This is a genomic window from Paenibacillus sp. FSL H3-0302, from assembly GCF_037982245.1.
Taxonomy (GTDB): domain Bacteria; phylum Bacillota; class Bacilli; order Paenibacillales; family Paenibacillaceae; genus Paenibacillus_AQ; species Paenibacillus_AQ odorifer.
The window spans coordinates 224180-243818 of the sequence record NZ_CP150284.1 but is presented as its reverse complement, the minus strand read 5'-3'; the positions used below and the strand labels follow the sequence as shown (position 1 = coordinate 243818).

Sequence of the window (19639 nt, the reverse complement as noted above, 5' to 3'; positions counted from 1 at the left end):
AAAGACACCCCTCAAGGTGTCTTTTATTTTTGCTCATAATCTTATCAGGTTCTTTAACAATCTGCCTGCAGATCTTAACCGTGGACGTTTTAGATGCTCCTGTACATAACGATAATTCGTCAATTCAACCTTAGCATCACTGAGGGCATAGGTAAAATCATCATCAAAGGGCAACTTATACTCCCAAACTCGCTTACTCCAGTGCGGAATATTTGCTTGCATCCATGGATCGTCTATCCCGGGATGAATATAGGTCTCACTAACGCCATCCGGCAACGAATACAGCTTAGCAATAATAGATCTTTTAAACCTTTCATACGTCTCGCCTTCCTCTACACCAAAAGGATGCGATAGCAAATAGTCGGGAATCGGCACCCCAAACGTATCCGCCAGCCCTGCTCCAAGGGCAACTGGTCGTTCAATATTTTTCAGCGATGCCAAAAGCGGATCCTCAGCATGGATGTATCTGAAGAATCGTGAGGGCAATCCCCAGCGGGAAATTTTCCACAACGTCTGCGGAAGCAAGCTGCGTCCTGTTTCCATTCCGTATAAACTACCCATGTGGTTGTCTACATGGCTAATCACTATTCCCGACTGTTTCACTCGCTCGTACTGCGCATCTATCTCCTTTAGTACGGCTTTTGTCTGCGCCCCCTGTTCGAACTCTTTTACCGTCCTATATTGATGTCCGCTCTCGTCGTGAAGAGAAGCCTCCCCCGTCAGGCTCGCCCAGCGCAAAGCCTCAAATTCACTAGTCATCGTCAAGTGAAGTCCCACATTCCGTTGTTGCCTGCGACTACACCATGTAGCCGCCTCCTCAAAGCCAGGGGCCACCGCCATAATCGTTGCTGAGGATACCTTTTCCTCTTCCAGCAGATGTTTTATCGCCTGATTCATGGGGGGACTTTGCCCAAAATCATCACAATTGATGATTAATTTTTTGTTCATAGTCAGCCTCACCTCTCAAAGAGTCCATAAATGTAAATTTCATTGTGAAGGATATGACAACAGCTATGGCCAAAAGACATAATGGCACCACACTTATTAAATACCTAAATGTCGCTTCAGGATTGGACCCTGGGTCATCGCCGCCTTGATAGCCAAAGATCATACCTACAATGAAAAAAGCTAACGCAGAGATTAACCCGCTTGAACGAGTGATGAATCCGCTTACAGCCGTGTAGATTCCTTCTCTTCTCAGACCTGTTTTTTCCGCATCCTCATCAATAATCTTGCCACCTACTATTGCTGGGGTCACTAGAAATCCGGCTAATCCGAAACCGACAACTACGCCAGCAGCCACGCCACTTAAGAGGTCATAACCAAACCATAACGGAATTACCGATAACGCATATAAGATCAGTGATAACCGCCACGCCTTAACCCCGTCCATCTTACGAATCATCCAGTACCACACGAATACTAATGGAATGACCGAAACAAAAACAGCTGCGAGTAAAATCGATACCTGAGCCTCTGAGATATGAAGTACATATTTTGCATAAAAAGGAATCATCGAGCTTACAAGTCCATTCACCGTTTGGGCAAAAGAGTTCGAAATATTAAACACCCAAAACTTTTTATTCCGAATGGTCTCCCGAAAAGCCGGAATCAACTTCAAGGGTTCCTGCTCTGTGGGCTCCTTCTTTTCTTGGACATTCATCATACATAAAAACATAAACACTCCAAAGAGACAGGCATACACTATAGCCATATTAGAGAAACCAATAGCTGCAAAAATAATTGGGGTTAAGGCAGTACCGATTAACAAAGCTACAACTTGATAGCCTTGCTGAATCGCAGAGGCTTTTGCCCGAATACGGTCTCCACGGAAGAGCTCCGGGAGTAACGCTCCATAATTCACCCATAACACAGTGGCGACAGCCTCATAGAAAATAAGTGTGACTAGAAACCAAGTGAACAATCCATTTTCAGATAATCCGCCGGGAGGGGAGAAAACCAGTACAAATGCCAGCATGAATAACGGAATTGAGCCAAACACCCATGGTCTGCGTCGACCCAAACGAGTATCTGTGCGATCTGACCAATAGCCGAATAACGGATTGTTTACCGCATCCCAGATCAGAAAGATGGTTCTGGCTAATGTAGCAAGTCCAATGCCCAATCCTAATTTTTCAACATAAAAGTAACTGTAAAATGAACTAAATGCCTGACTGGGAACCATCATCGCAAACATCCCTAAAGCAAAGGTGTACGGCGAATTGATCCATTTATGCTTCACTCACATACCTCCCCTATGGTTAAGATCCGGTTGTAATATATTACCATACCGAAGAGAGAACGCCATCAAATTTTTCCTTAGCAGAAACTACGGATAAAAAAAGAGGCCCCGCAGGCCATCAACAAATGGCTGCGGAGCTTTTTCATAACTAGACTATAAAACATCCTTCAGCTTGCTTCGGCTCTGAACATCCAGGGCTAGATAATCACGGATTTCGCATCTTTTTCCATTGATATCCGTAAGAATGATTCGTTTATGACTTGGATACTGCATATGCTCGTGCAGGTTCCGCATAACGATCCGGGTCTGGCCCAGATTCGTTTGCAGCTCCCAAATCCACATATCCGCTTTTTGCTTAATAGAATCAATGCGGGTTACAACCGGAAGAAAATACCGCAGCCGGAGCTCTGTGTCCACTTCCACCCGACTTTCTTCATCGAGCTGATCAATGTCACGAATGACTCCGATCTCCTCACTCTTGGAGTTACGAACTGAAATATACTCCGTGGTATATTGGAATGGAAATATACGAAAAAGAATTAATTCCTCATAGACTTGACCCTCCACTACTCCTTGAAACACGCCACCTTGACTGCGGCTAAAAGAGATTGCACCCGGTTCAAGAATGTTAATCTCATAGGGATCTTTAGGATTCAATTCCCCGTTAACAAGATTCGAATCACTCATGCATCTCAACCCCCTTAATCTGCGACATTTCCTTCTGTGCCTCAACTAGCTTGAAGTAAGCACCTTCTGCAGCAAGCAATTCCTCATGTGTACCCACTTCAATGATCTTCCCGCGTTCAAGCACTACAAGACGGTTCGCATTTCTTAGCGTGGATAATCGATGGGCAATCGCGAATGTCGTTCTGCCTTTTACCAGTCGCGAGATCGCTTCTTGAATTTGCCGCTCGGTCACTGTATCTACAGAAGCTGTTGCTTCATCTAGGATTAGAATTCGCGGATCGTGAATTATTGCTCGGGCAATAGACACTCGCTGCTTCTCTCCACCGGACAATTTATGGCCACGTTCCCCAACTCTTGTATCATAGCCATCCGGCAATTGAACGATAAAATCATGGGCGTTGGCAATTTTTGCAGCGCGCATGATTTCTAATTCCGTAGCGTCCGGTTTAGAATAGGCAATATTCTCAGCAATCGTTCCGTCGAATAGAAACGTCTCCTGCAGCACTACACCGATCTGACTACGCAGATCTGACTGGCTGATATTTCGGATGTCCACACCATCGATGGTAATGGTTCCCTCATCTGTGTCATAGAAGCGACAGATCATATTAATGAAAGTCGACTTACCGGCACCTGAATGTCCGACCAGACCAATCATCTCGCCCGCACCCACTTTTAAATCCACGTTCTTGAGCACAGGATGATGTTTTTCGTATCCATAAGTAACCCGCTTAAACTCAACCTCACCGTTTACGCGGCCGATGGCTGCTGGATTCACAGTATCAGGCACATCTGACGGAGTATCCATAATTTCAAAGACCCGATCTGCTGCTGAAATCGCATGGCTGGCCCAGTTGATCATTTGGCTCACCCACTGCAAAGGTCCAAGAAGCATCCCAAGGTAGGTCACCAAAGCGATTAGCGTACCGATGGATAATTGGCCCTGTAGCACCGTTTTCCCGCCATAAAACCAAATTAATAACGTACCCACACCAGCAACCAACGCAAAAGCAGGAAACATCCCCTGCCATAAGCCTTCGATCCGAATATTATGCCGAACCAGCTCCTTATTGGCGACTGTATAACGTGACATCTCTGTTGTTTCCTGACCGAATGCTTTGACTACACGAATCCCCTGCAAAGAATCGCCAACCAAAGCGTTTAATCTAAAAATAGATCTCCACTGCTGGTACCAACGTCTGCCAATCATCGGCCATAACACGGTCGACAGCACCACCATAAGCGGCATAGGCAGCATAGCAAGCAGCGTTAGCTTCCAATCCATACTGAACATAATAGTGAAAATAGCGATTACCCGTAGCAATTCACCCGAGACCCAGATTACACCGTCAGTCATAAATTGCCGCATCGCCTCTGAATCATTATTCACCCGTCCAATAAATTGCGAAGATTGTCTTCGGTCGAAAAAAGATAAAGATAATTTCATCAAGGAATGATACACATCATGACGAAGATCACCCATGATTTTGGAACCAATCCATACCCCTATAAGTCCACGTACAGTCTGCATTAAAGTAATTACTAAGGACGTGGCTGCTAGCCCGATCACAATCCATAGAAGCGTTGAGCCCATATCCTTTTCTGTCAACACATTATCAACGATCATCTTCGTCAAAAATGGTGGAACAAGCTCTACCAATGTAGTAAAAATCAACATAATCGCCGCAGCGATCATTTGGATCTTATAAGGCTTGGCATAGCTCAGCATCCGAAATAGAACCTTGCCGTTACTCTTGCACACCGGACAAGCTTGCGAATCTTCCGGCAGTGGATTGCGGCATTTTGGACAATTTCTTGGAAACTCTTTTTCAGAAGCGGTTGGCCGTTCCTCGCCTTTAGCTACAGCGCCAATTAATTTAGAAGCAAAACCAAATATAGAGGTAAGTGATGCTGTATAACGTATAAGTATAATAGGCCCCTCTTGGGTATCCACAAGCAACGATCCGCCGCCTACCCCGCCTACTACCCGGGCATCAGTAATATTCGAGACTAGAAGCTTTGAGACCAGTTTCCCGTCCGTTCCCCAAACGGAAATCTCCTTCTCAGTCAATACAAGCCACTGCTCACCGAATTGCCCATCTTTCATTAAATCGGATACAGAGTGAAATAAAGGTTGTTCTGTAAGCTGTATTTCTATAGACTTGGGAAGTTTATCAATAGATGTCATACATTTCTCCCCTTTCTTTACCCAACTATTTACTCACATATATTTACAGTGGTAAAGATGAAAAAATGATTATAATTGTTTTGTATGGTAATTTAAACAAATAAAAAGACACCTCTAAAGGTGTCTTTTTGTATTACTTCCTATGGTACTGGCTATACGCTTATTTCAAAGCTTTCCATACCCAGTTCTCTACTTCTGGCAAATCAATACCCTCTTCACGAATGAATTGGTGATGTTTCTTAACGATAGCATCCATTTCATCTGCGATCGCTTTATAGTCGTTAGCATTAGGCAAGCTCAGAACAGCTTCCTTCGCCAAGTCAAAGCGGTCCATTTGATTCAATACGCGCATATCGAATGGTGTTGTGATATCGCCATTCTCGCGGTATCCGTGTACGTGCAGGTTATGGTTATGGCGATCAAAGAACAAGTCTTTAATCAGACCTTCATATCCATGGAAAGCGAAGATAACTGGTTTATCTTTTGTGAAAAATTGATCAAACTCTTCGTCAGATAAGCCACGCGGATCTAATTTTTGACTTCTCAGTTTCAACAAGTCTACCACGTTGATATATCTAATTTTAAGGTTCGGCAGTTTTTCATGCAGGATAGAGATGGCAGCCAAGCTTTCGATAGTTGGTTCTGTACCTGCAGAAGCAAAGACAACATCAGGCTCTCCACCTTGATCGGTGCTTGCCCAGTCAATAATCTTCAGTCCTTTATCCACCAGCTCTTGTGCTTCATCCGCACTGAACCATTGTGGACGAGGATGTTTGGAAGAAACAATCAAGTTAATTTTTTGACGGTCATTTAAGACGGTGTCAAAGACAGCCAGCAAGGAGTTGGCATCAGCCGGCAAATACTCACGGATAAATTCTGGTTTTTTATCAGCCAAGTGACCTAGCAAACCTGGATCTTGGTGAGTGTAACCATTGTGGTCTTGTTGGAATACAGTTGAAGTTGCTACCACATTCAATGATGGAATATCCGCACGCCAGCTTTGATCTGTTGCTTTACGTAGCCATTTGAAATGCTGAGTAATCATCGAATCCACGACACGCAAGAAAGCTTCATAGCTTGCAAAGAAACCATGGCGACCTGTCAATACGTAACCTTCAAGCAAACCTTCTGCCTGATGTTCAGACAATTGGGAATCGATAACACGGCCATAAGAAGCTAGGAATTCGTCATTCGGCTCAATCACTTGATCCAACCATTGACGTTTCGTCACTTCAAAGACAGGTCCCAGACGATTGGACATTGTTTCATCCGGTCCGAAAATTCTGAAATTGCGGTTCTCTTCGTTCAGAGAGATAACATCTTTCATGTATTTACCCAGAACGGCCATATCTTGTGCTATTACTTCACCTGGTTTGGAATTATCAAGTGCGAACTTACGGAAATTCGGTAAGTTTAGATCTTTAATTTGGTTGCCAGCATTAGTAACTGGGTTCATTCCCATACGTCTGTCGCCAGTTGGCAGAATCTCAGCAAGTTCAGCGTTCAGACGACCATTGTCATCAAATAATTCTTCTGGTCTATAGCTGTTCATCCACTCCAATAACGCTGGAGCATGCTTCATATTTTTTTGATCCACTGGAATCGGCACCTGATGGGCACGGAAAGAGTTCTCATTCGGAACACCATCCCATTGCTTTGGACCCGTCCAGCCCTTAGGAGAACGGAAGACCAACATTGGCCAAACCGGACGCGTCAGGTCATTGTTGTCACGTGCATTCTTTTGAATCGCTTCAATTCTTTCAACGATGGTATCAAGCACCTTAGCCATTTCCGGATGCATTAGATCAGGATTTTCGCCTTCAACGAAGAACGGTTCCCAACCCATACCTTTAAAGTATGCAGTAATTTCTTCTTTGGATTGACGAGACAGAATCGTTGGGTTACTGATTTTGAAACCATTTAAGTGCAAGATCGGCAGAACTGCACCATCAGTAACTGGATTGATGAACCGGTTGGAGAACCATGAAGCCGCTAATGGGCCAGTTTCAGCCTCTCCATCACCAATAACAACAGCGGAGATTAAATCTGGATTATCCAGAATTGCACCTACACCATGGGATAGAGAATAACCTAATTCGCCACCTTCGTGGATCGATCCAGGTGTTTCAGGGGCAGCATGGGAAGCAACTCCACCTGGGAAAGAGAATTGTTTGAACAATTTCTTCAGGCCTGGGATATCTTGTGTGATTTCCGGATAAATTTCAGTATAGCTACCATCGAGATAGGAGTTCGAAACCATAACCTGACCGCCATGACCAGGGCCCTCGATGTAGAACATATTCAAATCATATTTAGTAATGACCCGATTCAAATGGGCATAAATAAAGTTCTGGCCTGGAATAGTTCCCCAGTGTCCAATGGGCTTAATCTTTACGTCTGCTTCTTTCAGCGGTTCTCTTAACAACGGATTATCTTTCAAATACAGTTGACCTACAGAGATGTAGTTAGTTGCGCGCCAGTATGCATCAAGCTTCTCTAAATAAGTTTTTGATGAGTAATCAACATCCATGGATAATACCATTTCTTCCACTCCCCAAAATTTTTTCTGTGTCTACATTGCCGTAATTTCTTCCACAAGTACATCATACCGCCGCGAAAAATTAATTCAACCTTTTCAACAAATGATACGGTCCAATTTTGTGAAAATATGAACATAGTATGAAATACAGTGTCAATTGTCTGTAAAAATACGTCAATATTAATATATATGTAAAAATATGGACTGAAGTTTGCGGGGGTATTTGCTCCTTATCCTTCATCTATTTTGCGCAAAACAAAAAAAATAAGACCGAGAAAAATTCCCCAGTCTTACTTTTAATGAACGGACACAAAGGTATTAAATTTTAAGTATTTATAGTGGAAGCGCATATGGGAGAATTCAAATGGCGTGCCATTATCTAAAAAGAAAATCCCTTCCATAATGCTTACTGGCTCATTTGCCTGCAAATGCAGCAGCTCTTGATCCGTAGCCTCAGAGGGTTCTGCGGATATCGATAAAAAGGATTTGGTTACCGCCAGATTTCGTGAATCCTCCAAATAATTAAAGATAGATCCTTCAATAATGGTCTGATTTAAATTCTGCACGATTTTGATTGGGATATAACCCGTTTCAATCATAAAGGGTTCATCATCAAAAAGACGTAAGCGAATGATTTTGTAAACAAAATCATGAGGGCCTAAAAACAGATCCCGTTGTAGTTCTTCCGTTGGTGGAATGACCTCAAATTTCAAAACTTTAATCTTTGGCTTCTTCCCATTCATTTGAAAATTGTCGGTGACACCTAAATTAGAGCCTTCGTAGTTAAAAATAGATTCATTTTTTATGTATAAAGGATTTATAAATGTCCCTGAGCCACGCTTTTTAAAAATAATGCCGGCATTTGCCATTTTAGTCAGAGCACTTTTAATAGAACTACGACTCACTTGATAAGTTTCACTAAGCGTTCGTTCATCCGGTAATTTCATATCGGGAAACTGCCCAGCAAAAATTTTCATTTTTAAGTCATCAATAATTTGTTTGTAGACAAACTGTGTCATGAAGTACTCCTTTTCAGGTCGATACAAGTTTTATTTCAATCTTTACTATAACATAATAACCAGACGTTTATAATCTATCCGGCCAGCTTATTTACGTCGGCGATTTGTCATGCGATTGTACATCACTAAACCGGCAATGACCATGCCCAGCGTCCCCATACTACTTGCTGATTCAGCCTGCATACCAAACAAAATGCACAGGTTAGTGACCAAGCTTTTTGTAAGTACAGCAACAATAATTAACATCAACGGGCGCCAAATGTTGTATCTTCTCATCCAGGCAACACTCCTAATCCAATTTTCTCAAACTATTGATCGATTTCATCTATTATATCACAAGATAGTAACCGCATTCATTTCCTATAACCGTAAAGAAATCGAAGCCGATCAGCATTTTTTACTTCCCTCTATCTTTTTCTGTATTCTAGCCTAGCGAACGTGACGTCTATGTGTCATATTCGCTTTCAATTCCTCAGCTTCTCCTATCCGTCAATTACGCCTTTATTCGACTTTTGGTCTGGACTTATCCTTTTTCACGGATTATAATAACGAATGCACACCAAAAGACGAACATTAAGGCGGAAATCATGAGAAATTATATGCAAATATTCCTAGGCACTTCATTTTCTAGCCTATCCCCAAAAGAAATACAAATTTTAAAGGATCATCTCTTCTGTATCAATTCGGATGGGATGATAGAAATGATCGTTGCACCGGATCACCCCGACTATCAACCCTTGCTTGATGCTTATCAAGGTCAGGACAATTTTCATTTATTAGCTGAAGGCCAGTATTTTTTACCCGGCTTTATCGACCTGCATGTCCACGCGCCACAATGGGCTCAATCTGGAACTGCATTAGATATCCCGCTCTATGATTGGCTAAATACTTATACCTTCCCACTGGAGTCTAAATTCTCGGACCTGGCTTTTGCAAAAAAAGTCTACGATGACGTGGTTGGCACTTTGCTCGCAAACGGAACCACTACAGCACTTTATTTTGCAACGGTGCATAAAGAGGCCAGTCTATTATTGGCTAAAATATGTGCGGAAAAAGGACAACGTGGACTCGTTGGAAAAGTGGTTATGGACGATCCGCAGGGAAATCCTGAGAATTACCGCGACTCCGACACCCACACCGCACTAGTGGATACGGAAGAATTTATACTAGCTGTACAAGAACTCGCTAAATCTACTAAACAAGGCGTTTATCCAGTAGTGACACCAAGGTTCATTCCAAGCTGCACTAATGAGGCTTTACAAGGCTTGGGAGAACTAGCCGCTAAATATGATACGTATGTGCAATCGCACTGTAGTGAAAGTGATTGGGCACATGGTTATGTGCAAGAACGGTTCCAGAAGAACGATGCTTTTGCCTTGCATGATTTTGGTCTGCTCAGTGATAAATCTGTCATGGCACATTGTAATTTTTTAGATGAAGATGATGTGAATTTGTTTGCAGAGACAGGAACAGCTATTGCGCATTGTCCGATATCCAACGCGTATTTTGCCAATAGTGTCATTCCGATCGCTGACTTCCATGCCAAAGGCGTTGAGATTGGTTTAGGCTCTGATATTTCCGGAGGTTTTTCACCTAGTCTCTTCGACAACATTAGACAAGCCGTTATGTCTTCAAGAATGCTGGAGGATGGAGTGAATCCCTCACTTTCTGCACAAAACCGCGGAGTACCCGGATCGCGAATTACGATCCATGAATCCTTTTATCTTGCTACCGCTGGCGGCGGAGAAAGCTTAAGCTTACCTATCGGCCGGTTACTAGAAGGTTATGCATGGGATGTTCAAATAATCGATACGAAAGTACCCTCGGCGAAATTGCCCGTCTTTGATGAGAATGAAGATTTGCAAGATATTTTTCAAAAGATAATGTATCTGGCTAGACCTGAAAATATCCGTGAAGTCTGGGTACAGGGTGAAAAAGTTCATTCGCGTTAAAGATTAATTAAACTAGAAAACTTAAGGTGGGCATCGGAGTGAAAACACAAGTAAACGTACAAGAGCAAGCACATTTGGAATCACAGCTACTAACTGTCCTACCCGATGAAAAAGTTTCATTTAGTAAATCCGTCATTCTCGGCTTTCAACATGTATTGGCTATGGATGTCTATGTAGTGCCATTCCTTATTGCGATGTTAATCGGCTTACAGCCCAATCAGTCCAGCGCGTTAATCCAATCCACCTTTATTGCCGCAGGACTTGCAACGATTGTGCAAACCTATTTCTGTATGAAGCTGCCTATCGCTCAAGGTCCTTCTTATGTTCCGCTGGGTGCGATCGTCAGTATTTATGCAGCTAGTGGTGGCGGAGAGCTCGGTTGGAGCTCCGTGTTAGGTGCCAGCTTAATCGGGGCCATCCTGGTTATTATTTTGGGTTATGCGGGGATTTTTAATAAAATCGTTAAAAACTTTATTCCGCCTATCGTAGGTGGCACAATCATTTTCATTGTAGGTCTATCTTTATTGCCTGTTGCGATCAGAGATAATATCTACGGAGCCTCCGGGGCTTCAATTAATCAAAATGTATTATTAGCCCTTATTTCAGGTGCTACACTGCTTATTTTTGTGGTTCTCGGTACTTTGTTCCGTAATAAAGGATCTGTCTTCCGAATTCTTTCCGTAATGATGGCGTTAGTAGTCGGATGTATTTCCGCTAATATTATGGGCGTTTTAGATTTCTCAGCGATAAGTAGTGCCAAGTGGTTTAGCATGCCGCGGATCGCTTTTGTCGATTTCGGCTTTTCCTTCAACTTTTCAGCTATTATCACCATGGTTATTATTTATATCGTGCTGCTGGCTGAAACAACAGGCACCTGGTTTGCGGTCAGCAATGTAATCAATAAACCTTTGACAGACAAAAATATTAACCGCGGCGTAATTGGAGAAGGAATTGGCTGTCTTATTGCTTCTGTGCTCGGTTCGACTCCTGTTACAGGTTATTCAACTAATGCAGGGATCATCTCCATTACAGGTGTTGCCAGCCGCCGGGTCTTTCTCGCTGTAGGAGGATGGTTTGTCCTCTTTGGTTGTTCCGGTAAACTCGCCGCTTTGATCTCTTCCATTCCATCCGCTGTAATCGGCGGCGTCTTCGCCATCATCTGCGGCATCATCGCAATTAATGGTGTGCAAGTAATGAAAAATGTAACCATCGGCGAAAAAGAAATGTACATTATTGCCTTACCAATGATCATCACCTTGGCTTTGGTACTCATTCCTGGTGACTACTTGAACTCTTTGCCTACATTCGTACAGTATTTATTAGGCTCACCTATCCTAGCTGCTTCATTGGCAGCAATCTTATTGAATAAATTATTACCTAGTGGAAAATAGAACATAAAAAGGAGCAGCCTCTTATTGATCCTTTTTTATCCCCGCGAATAAGCCGAGCTTTGTATGCTACCTTCTGGAATTCCTTAAACAAAAGACACCCATCGAGGTGTCTTTTGTTTAAGGACATGATTATTTTTTACTTGAGTTCATCCATAAAACCGCCTTACCATATGACCTCACAATTTTAATACAAATATCCATATGTCCCTTGATTATATTTAATAAACTAGGATTCCTCCAAAATAACGGAGATTATCAACGCATTGAATTATTCCCTGAAATATATTATGATACGTTTAAACAATTAAACATTATAACGGAGGGAGTTATGAACGAATCTAATAGTAATCAGAAGGCGATTCATATTTTCGAGAATTTAAGCCCCTATTTCCAAGGCTTGGGAGATCCTATACGTCAGCAAATCATTGCATTGCTGATCGACAAAGAGAGTATGAATGTGAGCCAAATTGCAGAGCATATCCCCATGTCCCGGCCTACAGTCTCTCATCATCTGAAAATATTACGGCAAGCAGGGCTGCTTAAGGTTCAGAAGAAGGGCACGGAAATGTTCTACAGACTTGAGTTTGACGAAGCGATAGCGCTTATGAAACAACTTGTCCATTTCGTTGAAGAGGAATGCCAGTGCTAATTAATGCCATTAACCTGACTAGCACTTGTCATTCCTATTTTTTTAAGCAATATGTTAAATAACTTAAACATATAAACATTTAAACGGAGGTTGCAGATATGCATAGGAAAAAGGTACTTATTGTAGGAGGATACGGTGCCGTCGGCAGACAAATTGCTCAAATATTACACGATCGACATCCCGATCTCGAGATTATATTGGGAGGAAGGTCACCGCAAAAAGCAGCACCTTTTGAGTCCACACGGGTACAAACAGTCGTAGTTGATAATAATGCGGATGATCCACTGCTTTATGCAGGCGATAATGTATCGCTAATCATCAATTCCGTCAACGATCTGCAGGATCGGCTACTTATGTCTGCAGTTAGAAGAAAAATCCCACTGATCGATCTTACTCGCTGGACAGAGATATTCCAACAATCAATCACAAAGTTAGAAAAAGCAGACCTCTATGCTCCTATCGTGCTTTCTTCGGGATGGATGGCGGGAACTGCTTCGCTGTTCGCCATGCTGCACTCGGCCACGCTTCAAAACGTCGCCGTTGATATTCACGCGTTGTACTCTCTACGTGACAAAGCAGGACCCGACTCCGCGGCGTACATGGATCGTATGACCATTCCATTCCATATTACAGAACGGGGGGGAAAACGTCTTGTATTTCCAATGACTGACCCCATCAAAGTCCAATTTCCAGATGGATATACAGCAAAATGCTATCGGCTTGACACCCCAGATCATGTCACCTTGCCAACAGCTGAGAATATCGACTCCGCCAGCTTCCGCATCTCCTTCGACAGCAAAGCCTCCACCTCCATCCTTGTCGGACTAGTTAACAGCGGAATATGGAAGATGATCAGCGGGGACCGATTCCGTTCGCTTAGACGAAGACTGCTCTACAATCCTGGTACTGGCAGTGCACATCATATCCTTATTCATCTAAAGGGTCTGGATCATAATGGGCACTGGGTTGAACGGACAATAGCGATTTCTGACCCGCTTGGTCAGACTCATCTTACCGCTTTGGGAGCTGCTGTCCAAGCAGAAAAGCTATTGCGGATATCAAAGGAAGAACCATGGGTCCCAGGCATTTATTATCCAGAAGATCTACCTGATGAACGGATGGACATCTCTGAAATCACCAACTTTTTTAAACAATATGGGGTTCTTATATCTCACTAATAGCACTTCACATATACCGAGCATTCTGTCTACTACAATTAAGCGCACAGACAGTAAAGAACCCGCTAATTTAGCGGGTTCTTTACAATAGAGATGAGACGGAGCTAGGTAAGTTCACAAAAAGATAAAATCTTTGATTCGTGCTAAACCCTGTCCCCTGCCTATTTCCACCCTTAAAGGCGTTTGACTAGACCAGGCTAAAGTCCCTGAATATATTGTTATTATTTATCCTATTCAAGGACTTTTATTAAATGGTGGGGGTGATCATTCTGGCTATCCGTTACAGCATCATAATTCCAACCTATAACCGACTTCAGCAGCTGCTACTTACACTCACTTCATTCGAGACACAGACCTATCCGAAGGATCGGTTCGAGGTAATCGTCGCAGATGACGGTTCTACAGATGGTACTAAGGAAATGGTCGAAAGCTTTCAAACTTCTTATCCGCTTCTTTATGTGGCTCAGCAGGAACAACGCGGCCGTTCTGCCGTAAGAAATTTGGGGCTGAGTCAGGCAAAAGGGAAATACGTCATCTTCTGCGATGCTGATTTTCTGGTATTCCCTGAATTCATTAGGATCGTAAACCAGTATCACCGTAAATATCCTAAGTCGATAATTTCAGGTATTCCACACTCATGGGATGACGCTTATACCCACTACTACCCAGACTTTTCTCCTGAAGAAAAAGAACATTGCCGCAATACACTTTCGCCTTCTAACTTATGGAATCCTGACTTCGAATCAGCGACTGAAATTATCCCAATAATCACACCCAATGATATCCTTCAGCAGACGGAGACGTTATCAAAAGTCACCTTTGCCTCAAGAGTTCCTCCAAATACTAAAAAGCAATTTGCCAGCACAGATGTAGCCCCTTGGATGTTACTCGTCACACGTTGTGTGTCCATAAGACGCAGCCAATTAACACGGGCTGGAGGTTTTAATGAACAGTTTATCCTCTATGGACTCGAAGATTGGGATCTTGGGTATCGACTGCATCGATTAAAAATCCCTTTTCACAGCATCAAAGAAGTTGTCGGCGTTCACCAAGAACATCCAACCCACTTCAGAGGAAATCTCATAAATATTGAGAATCTAAAAATCATGTTCAAAAGCTACGGGTTCAATGACTCCTCCCTAAATCTGTTCGCCCTTGTTCCTCCAAACGAAGACCTGGAGAAATACAAACATACTATACGGGTCTTGCGCAGAGGATACCGAACGAAGTCAACACGTTCATCAGCAATATTAATGAGAAGGACGTTACGGATTGCCGCCAAACAGCTCTATGAACCCAATGATACCGCCGTATACCAAGAGTCGTTAAGACGGATAAGTGTAAAAGTAAAGAGAAGAAAAAGCCGGGTTGCCCGTGTTTTGCGAGAGATTTTGGTGAAGGCTGAAAAGCTGGGAGAATAATACCTAAAAATACATTAAACCGGGCATCAAATGATGTCCGGTTTTTACTTATTTTCTCAATTTATTAGGTAGCGGAATATGCCTAATCGACTCAATGGGGTGATAGAGCAGCATCCACGGACCAGAAAAACGCATAACCCCTTTAATTCTTTGGCGATAATCCGGTTTGTAACAATGAACAGGACATTTGGCACAAGCTGTTTTCTCTTCACCAAACTTACAATAGGCTAACCTCTTCAGCGCATACTCGTTTAATTCCTGACATTCCTCACAAAAGCCTTTATGATGATGTTTTTTCTTACAATATATACGAATCATTTTGGTAACAAGCTCTTGTTCTTTTTGAATTTTAGGACCCTCATTTAACTGCCGGTTTACCTTTGTTATCATATATGAACCCCCTTGTAACTTGTACAATAAGATCTCATGTAATTATAAAGGGTAAACCAACTGTGAAACCAGCCTTAACGCTGAACCTCCTTAATTCCCTCACATACCGGGGTTGAAAGCGATTATTTTATAAATCAAATTTATTTTTAAAAAACTTGTAACGTTTATAGCTTTTTACGGATATATAACTTGAGGAGGTGAATGGATGCAGGACAACGAGCAATTATACAGGGAATATTCAACCCAAGTATATAAATTCGTATTTAGCTTTTGTCATAATCACTTGCTAGCAGAAGAAATCACCCAAGAAACTTTTTATAGAGCTATAAAATCGATAGATAAATACGATGGAACCTGCAAAGTATACGTTTGGCTTTGTCAAATTGCTAAACATGTGTGGTATCAGGAGCTGGACAAGCAGCGCAAGCGGAAGTCTGAGGAATTAGAAGACGCTCCTTTGGCTAACGCAAATTCAACAGAATCCCAGTTCATTTTTGCTCAGGACAAAATGGATTTATTTAAACAACTTCATTTACTTGATCCAAACACCAAAGAAGTATTATATCTGCGTTTGACCGGAGAATTCAGTTTTCGGGAAATCGGCGAAATTCTTGGCAGAGATGAGACCTGGGCAAGAGTTACCTTTTACCGTGGAAAACAAAAATTAATGAAAGGAAGATCTTCATGAAATGCGAGATCATTCAGGATTTATTACCTTCCTATATTGAAAAGCTAACCTCTGTACATAGTAACGAAGAAATCGAAAAACACCTGCAATCCTGTGAAAGCTGCCTTCAATCCTATAATGAAATGACCGCCACAGCAAATCTAAGTGTGCCTATTATTGATAAAGAGGAAGTTAACAAACTCAATTATTTTAAAAAAGTGAAAAAAAAGAATATAAAAACTCTCATTTTTTCCGTCTTATCGGTACTCATACTGGCTACAGCCCTTATTGGACTTTTTGTTATCGGTTTCCCTGTATCCTCTAAAGATGTAGTCATAGATTATCAGAAGACAAAGGATCGTTTGGAAGTTCATCTAACTTTGGAAAATGGCAAGGACCTCGTGTTCTCAGGAAAAACCAAATTTATCCGCGATGAGAATAATAATGTAATCGGTTCTGAAACTAGGTATACGCCTAGAGGTTTACTTCATAATCCCTTTGATGATGTGGGCAAAAAAGTTATGTTGGGGACGGAGATTCATACTGATCTAGATTTTCCAAACAAGTTTATTCTTGAATTCAAAGATAAAACTATGACGTTTGTTAATGGTGTTTTAGTGGAGTAGACATTGCCGCTAAAATAAATAAAGACACCTTTTAAGGTGTCTTTCGCTTTGCAACCTACTTAAAAAGTTAGCATTTTTGTTCGTTTTTTCGCTAAAATATAGGGTTATCGATTTACTAAAAGTATCTTATAATAAAATTACACATGGATATTTCACCTCTTTGTGAACGCGCGTTTATAGATCGGCCCATTAACCACTTAATAGGAGGAATGGTCATGCAATATGGTTATTTTGATGGAAAAAACAAGGAATACCTCATTACCAAGCCGAATACGCCTGCCCCTTGGGCGAATTACCTCGGCTCGCCGGAATACGGTGCAATCATCTCAGGTAACGCAGGCGGCTATAGCTTTGTAAAGTCTGGCGCAAATGGGCGGCATATCCGCTACCACTTCAACTCTAAGGACGAGCCCGGACGCTATATTTACGTGAGAGATTTGGAGAACGGGGATTATTGGTCCGGCTCTTGGCAGCCAGTGGGTAAAGATCTGGAGCAATATAAGTCGGTATGCCATCATGGAACCGGATACACGAACATTGTCTCGGACTACGATAACATCCATACAGAATCATTATATTATGTACCACTGAACAAAACCTATGAGGTGTGGCGCATGAAGGTGCGCAATGATGGCTCCAAAGCACGCAAGCTGGCTCTCTTCGGATTTGTTGAATTAACCAACAATAACAACTATGAGCAGGATACCGTCAACCTTCAGTACACTCTGTTTATTTCACGGACCTACTATAAAAATAATATGATCCTTCAAGTCATCAATGAAAACACCCCCGAAGAACAAACCTGGAGATTCTTCGGCGCTGCAGGTGCAGAAGTTACCGCTTATGACGGTGACCGGGATACGTTCCTAGGCGATTACCGCAGTTATGGCAATCCGGCCTCTGTTGAGAACGGCCAATGCTCCAATTCATTAAACTACAATACTAACTCCTGCGGGGCCCTGCAGATTAACGTAGATTTACAGCCGGGAGAAGAGAAAGAAATCGTATTTCTACTGGGACAGTATGATGAGAAAGGCGCTTCCGAAATTCTCAGCCATTATAAGGACTTGTCCGTGGTAGATAAAGAACTCGAAGAGTTGAAAGCATTCTGGCACAGCAAACTTAACCGCTTCCAAGTCCAGACACCAAGCGATAACCTGAACAACATGATCAACACTTGGAATGCATATCAATGCTTTATCACTTTCATCTGGTCACGTGCAGCCTCCTTCCAATACTCCGGTCTTCGTAATGGACTCGGATATCGGGATACCGTGCAGGATATTCAAGGCATCATTCATCTGGATCATGAGATGGCCCTTGAACGTCTAAGACTGATGATATCCGCCCAGGTTTCCAACGGCGGTGGACTTCCGTTGGTGAAATTTGATCACAATCCTGGGCATGAGGGCACACCGGATGATCCAGAATACGTGCGGGAAACCGGTCACCCCCATTATCGGGCTGATGACGCTTTATGGCTGTTCCCAACCGTCATTAAATACTTGAATGAAAGTGGCAACTGGGATTTCACAGATGAAATAATCCCTTATTCGGATAAAGGCGAGGGCACAGTGTACGAGCATTTGCGCCAGGCACTTCAGTTCAGTCTGGATCGTATGGGCGCACACGGCATGCCGGTTGGGCTTCATGCCGACTGGAACGATTGCCTACGGCTTGGAGCCAAGGGTGAGTCGTTGTTCGTCGCATTCCAGCTGTATATGGCATTCAAGGTATTCATGGAAATCGCACAAAATAAGAACAAGCCTGAAGATATTCAATGGGCGCAGGGCCTGCTTGATGAGCTGGACGATAACATTCAAAAACACGCTTGGGAGAACGATCAATTCGTCCGCGGATTTACCGAAGACAACTATACCATCGGCTCCTGGGAAAATGATGAAGCCAAGATCTGGCTCAATCCGCAAAGCTGGGCCGTATTAAGCGGTGCAGCCCGCCCGGATCAGGCGAAGCTCGCCATGGACAAAGTGTATGAGAATCTGCGGACCGATTACGGCACTATGTTATTCTACCCTCCGTTCCGTGAATACGGTTTGCCAGTAGCGTTGATGGCTCTTTTCAACGCCTCAACTAAGGAAAACGGCGGCATCTTCAGCCAGCCGCAGGGATGGCTCATTCTGGCGGAAACCATGATCGGCAACGGTGGGCGCGCGTTCGAATACTTCCTGAATTGCAGTCCGGCCAGCATGAACGATAAGGCTGAAATCCGTAAACTCGAGCCTTATGTACATGGCCAGTTTGTCGAGTCCAAGGACAGCCCATATCAAGGCCGGGCGCATGTCCACTGGCTGACCGGCACCGCTTCAACCGTGATGGTCTCCTTGGTGGAAGGCATTATGGGGGTTCAACCGCAATTTGATGGCCTTCGCCTCAACCCGTGTGTTCCTTCCGACTGGACAGACTTTTCCATGGTCCGGGAATTCCGTGGGAAGAAGCTGAACATCCAGGTGGAGAACAAGAAGGGTGTACAAAAAGGGGTTACCCATATCGTTATTAACGGTGAAGAAATTCAAGGCAACCTGATCCCAGTGGCCAAAATGGCGCCAGAAAACAACGTGCTCGTTATTATGGGTTAAGGCGTATTTATGAGGAATAGATAGGAGGACGGACCCGATAAGGTGCGTCCTCCTGTTTTTACAATTAGAACGAGGCTTGTACACTTGCCTTCC

16 protein-coding genes are annotated in these 19639 nt (G+C 43.0%); 8 read left to right on the top strand and 8 right to left on the bottom strand.

Features of this window, described 5'->3' with window-relative positions; all coding sequences use genetic code 11:
* Positions 1-33 precede the first annotated feature (33 nt).
* From MHH50_RS01155 to MHH50_RS01125, 7 genes are all read right to left on the bottom strand, one after another.
* Positions 34-948 carry a polysaccharide deacetylase family protein gene (locus MHH50_RS01155; RefSeq protein WP_076126933.1) on the bottom strand — a complete coding sequence of 305 codons (915 nt, stop codon included), beginning with the start codon at positions 946-948 and terminating at the stop codon, positions 34-36.
* Positions 920-2242, bottom strand: coding sequence for an MFS transporter (locus MHH50_RS01150; protein WP_076126931.1), 1323 nt, complete (start codon positions 2240-2242; stop codon positions 920-922). Before MHH50_RS01150 ends, MHH50_RS01155 begins: the two co-directional genes overlap by 29 nt.
* Positions 2243-2395: 153 nt before the next feature.
* Positions 2396-2929, bottom strand: coding sequence for a DUF1854 domain-containing protein (locus MHH50_RS01145; RefSeq protein ID WP_076126929.1), 534 nt, complete (start codon positions 2927-2929; stop codon positions 2396-2398).
* Positions 2922-5117, bottom strand: a complete 2196-nt coding sequence (locus tag MHH50_RS01140; RefSeq protein WP_076126928.1) for an ABC transporter ATP-binding protein — start codon at positions 5115-5117, stop codon at positions 2922-2924. The genes MHH50_RS01145 and MHH50_RS01140 overlap by 8 nt, the downstream gene beginning before the upstream one ends.
* A gap of 160 nt (positions 5118-5277) precedes the next feature.
* Positions 5278-7659 (bottom strand): phosphoketolase family protein, encoded by a 2382-nt coding sequence (locus MHH50_RS01135; RefSeq protein WP_175618986.1) that lies wholly within the window; start codon positions 7657-7659, stop codon positions 5278-5280.
* Between the two features lie 293 nt (positions 7660-7952).
* Positions 7953-8675, bottom strand: a complete 723-nt coding sequence (locus MHH50_RS01130) for a GntR family transcriptional regulator (RefSeq protein ID WP_076126926.1) — start codon at positions 8673-8675, stop codon at positions 7953-7955.
* Positions 8676-8762: 87 nt separating this feature from the next.
* Positions 8763-8951, bottom strand: a complete 189-nt coding sequence (locus tag MHH50_RS01125) for a hypothetical protein (RefSeq protein WP_036687195.1) — start codon at positions 8949-8951, stop codon at positions 8763-8765.
* 311 nt (positions 8952-9262) lie between these two features.
* On the opposite strand from MHH50_RS01125, the gene guaD reads away from it, so the two are divergent.
* The 5 genes from guaD to MHH50_RS01100 all read left to right on the top strand — a co-directional run bounded on the left by guaD (position 9263) and on the right by MHH50_RS01100 (position 15266).
* Entirely contained in the window at positions 9263-10627 is a 1365-nt protein-coding gene (guaD, locus tag MHH50_RS01120; protein ID WP_076310079.1) for a guanine deaminase, read from the top strand.
* A 38-nt stretch (positions 10628-10665) separates the two neighbouring features.
* The gene (locus MHH50_RS01115) at positions 10666-12018 is read left to right on the top strand and encodes a solute carrier family 23 protein (RefSeq protein WP_076126923.1); all 1353 of its coding nucleotides are present in this window, start codon (positions 10666-10668) and stop codon (positions 12016-12018) included.
* Between the two features lie 328 nt (positions 12019-12346).
* Positions 12347-12667 carry a metalloregulator ArsR/SmtB family transcription factor gene (locus MHH50_RS01110; protein WP_076126921.1) on the top strand — a complete coding sequence of 107 codons (321 nt, stop codon included), beginning with the start codon at positions 12347-12349 and terminating at the stop codon, positions 12665-12667.
* Between the two features lie 98 nt (positions 12668-12765).
* Positions 12766-13845, top strand: coding sequence for a saccharopine dehydrogenase (locus tag MHH50_RS01105; RefSeq protein WP_076310080.1), 1080 nt, complete (start codon positions 12766-12768; stop codon positions 13843-13845).
* Positions 13846-14114: 269 nt separating this feature from the next.
* Positions 14115-15266, top strand: coding sequence for a glycosyltransferase (locus MHH50_RS01100; RefSeq protein ID WP_076127071.1), 1152 nt, complete (start codon positions 14115-14117; stop codon positions 15264-15266).
* Between the two features lie 48 nt (positions 15267-15314).
* Here the strand turns inward: MHH50_RS01100 and MHH50_RS01095 are convergent, their stop codons facing one another.
* Positions 15315-15656, bottom strand: a complete 342-nt coding sequence (locus tag MHH50_RS01095; protein WP_036687189.1) for a nitrous oxide-stimulated promoter family protein — start codon at positions 15654-15656, stop codon at positions 15315-15317.
* Positions 15657-15861: 205 nt separating this feature from the next.
* Between MHH50_RS01095 and MHH50_RS01090 the strand changes: the two genes are divergently transcribed.
* From MHH50_RS01090 to MHH50_RS01080, 3 genes are all read left to right on the top strand, one after another.
* Positions 15862-16344 (top strand): sigma-70 family RNA polymerase sigma factor, encoded by a 483-nt coding sequence (locus tag MHH50_RS01090; RefSeq protein ID WP_036687188.1) that lies wholly within the window; start codon positions 15862-15864, stop codon positions 16342-16344.
* The gene (locus tag MHH50_RS01085) at positions 16341-16949 is read left to right on the top strand and encodes a zf-HC2 domain-containing protein (RefSeq protein ID WP_076126916.1); all 609 of its coding nucleotides are present in this window, start codon (positions 16341-16343) and stop codon (positions 16947-16949) included. The genes MHH50_RS01090 and MHH50_RS01085 overlap by 4 nt, the downstream gene beginning before the upstream one ends.
* A gap of 215 nt (positions 16950-17164) precedes the next feature.
* Positions 17165-19546, top strand: coding sequence for a N,N'-diacetylchitobiose phosphorylase (locus MHH50_RS01080; RefSeq protein ID WP_076192607.1), 2382 nt, complete (start codon positions 17165-17167; stop codon positions 19544-19546).
* Positions 19547-19639: the final 93 nt, after the last annotated feature.

Coding starts and splice junctions, on each gene's coding strand:
- MHH50_RS01135 (WP_175618986.1), bottom strand. CDS start 7,659: ATGGTATTATCCATGGATGTTGATTACTCATCAAAAACTTATTTAGAG.
- MHH50_RS01105 (WP_076310080.1), top strand. CDS start 12,766: ATGCATAGGAAAAAGGTACTTATTGTAGGAGGATACGGTGCCGTCGGC.
- MHH50_RS01145 (WP_076126929.1), bottom strand. CDS start 2,929: ATGAGTGATTCGAATCTTGTTAACGGGGAATTGAATCCTAAAGATCCC.
- MHH50_RS01095 (WP_036687189.1), bottom strand. CDS start 15,656: ATGATAACAAAGGTAAACCGGCAGTTAAATGAGGGTCCTAAAATTCAA.
- MHH50_RS01125 (WP_036687195.1), bottom strand. CDS start 8,951: ATGAGAAGATACAACATTTGGCGCCCGTTGATGTTAATTATTGTTGCT.
- MHH50_RS01085 (WP_076126916.1), top strand. CDS start 16,341: ATGAAATGCGAGATCATTCAGGATTTATTACCTTCCTATATTGAAAAG.
- guaD (WP_076310079.1), top strand. CDS start 9,263: ATGAGAAATTATATGCAAATATTCCTAGGCACTTCATTTTCTAGCCTA.
- MHH50_RS01155 (WP_076126933.1), bottom strand. CDS start 948: ATGAACAAAAAATTAATCATCAATTGTGATGATTTTGGGCAAAGTCCC.
- MHH50_RS01090 (WP_036687188.1), top strand. CDS start 15,862: ATGCAGGACAACGAGCAATTATACAGGGAATATTCAACCCAAGTATAT.
- MHH50_RS01130 (WP_076126926.1), bottom strand. CDS start 8,675: ATGACACAGTTTGTCTACAAACAAATTATTGATGACTTAAAAATGAAA.
- MHH50_RS01110 (WP_076126921.1), top strand. CDS start 12,347: ATGAACGAATCTAATAGTAATCAGAAGGCGATTCATATTTTCGAGAAT.
- MHH50_RS01140 (WP_076126928.1), bottom strand. CDS start 5,117: ATGACATCTATTGATAAACTTCCCAAGTCTATAGAAATACAGCTTACA.
- MHH50_RS01080 (WP_076192607.1), top strand. CDS start 17,165: ATGCAATATGGTTATTTTGATGGAAAAAACAAGGAATACCTCATTACC.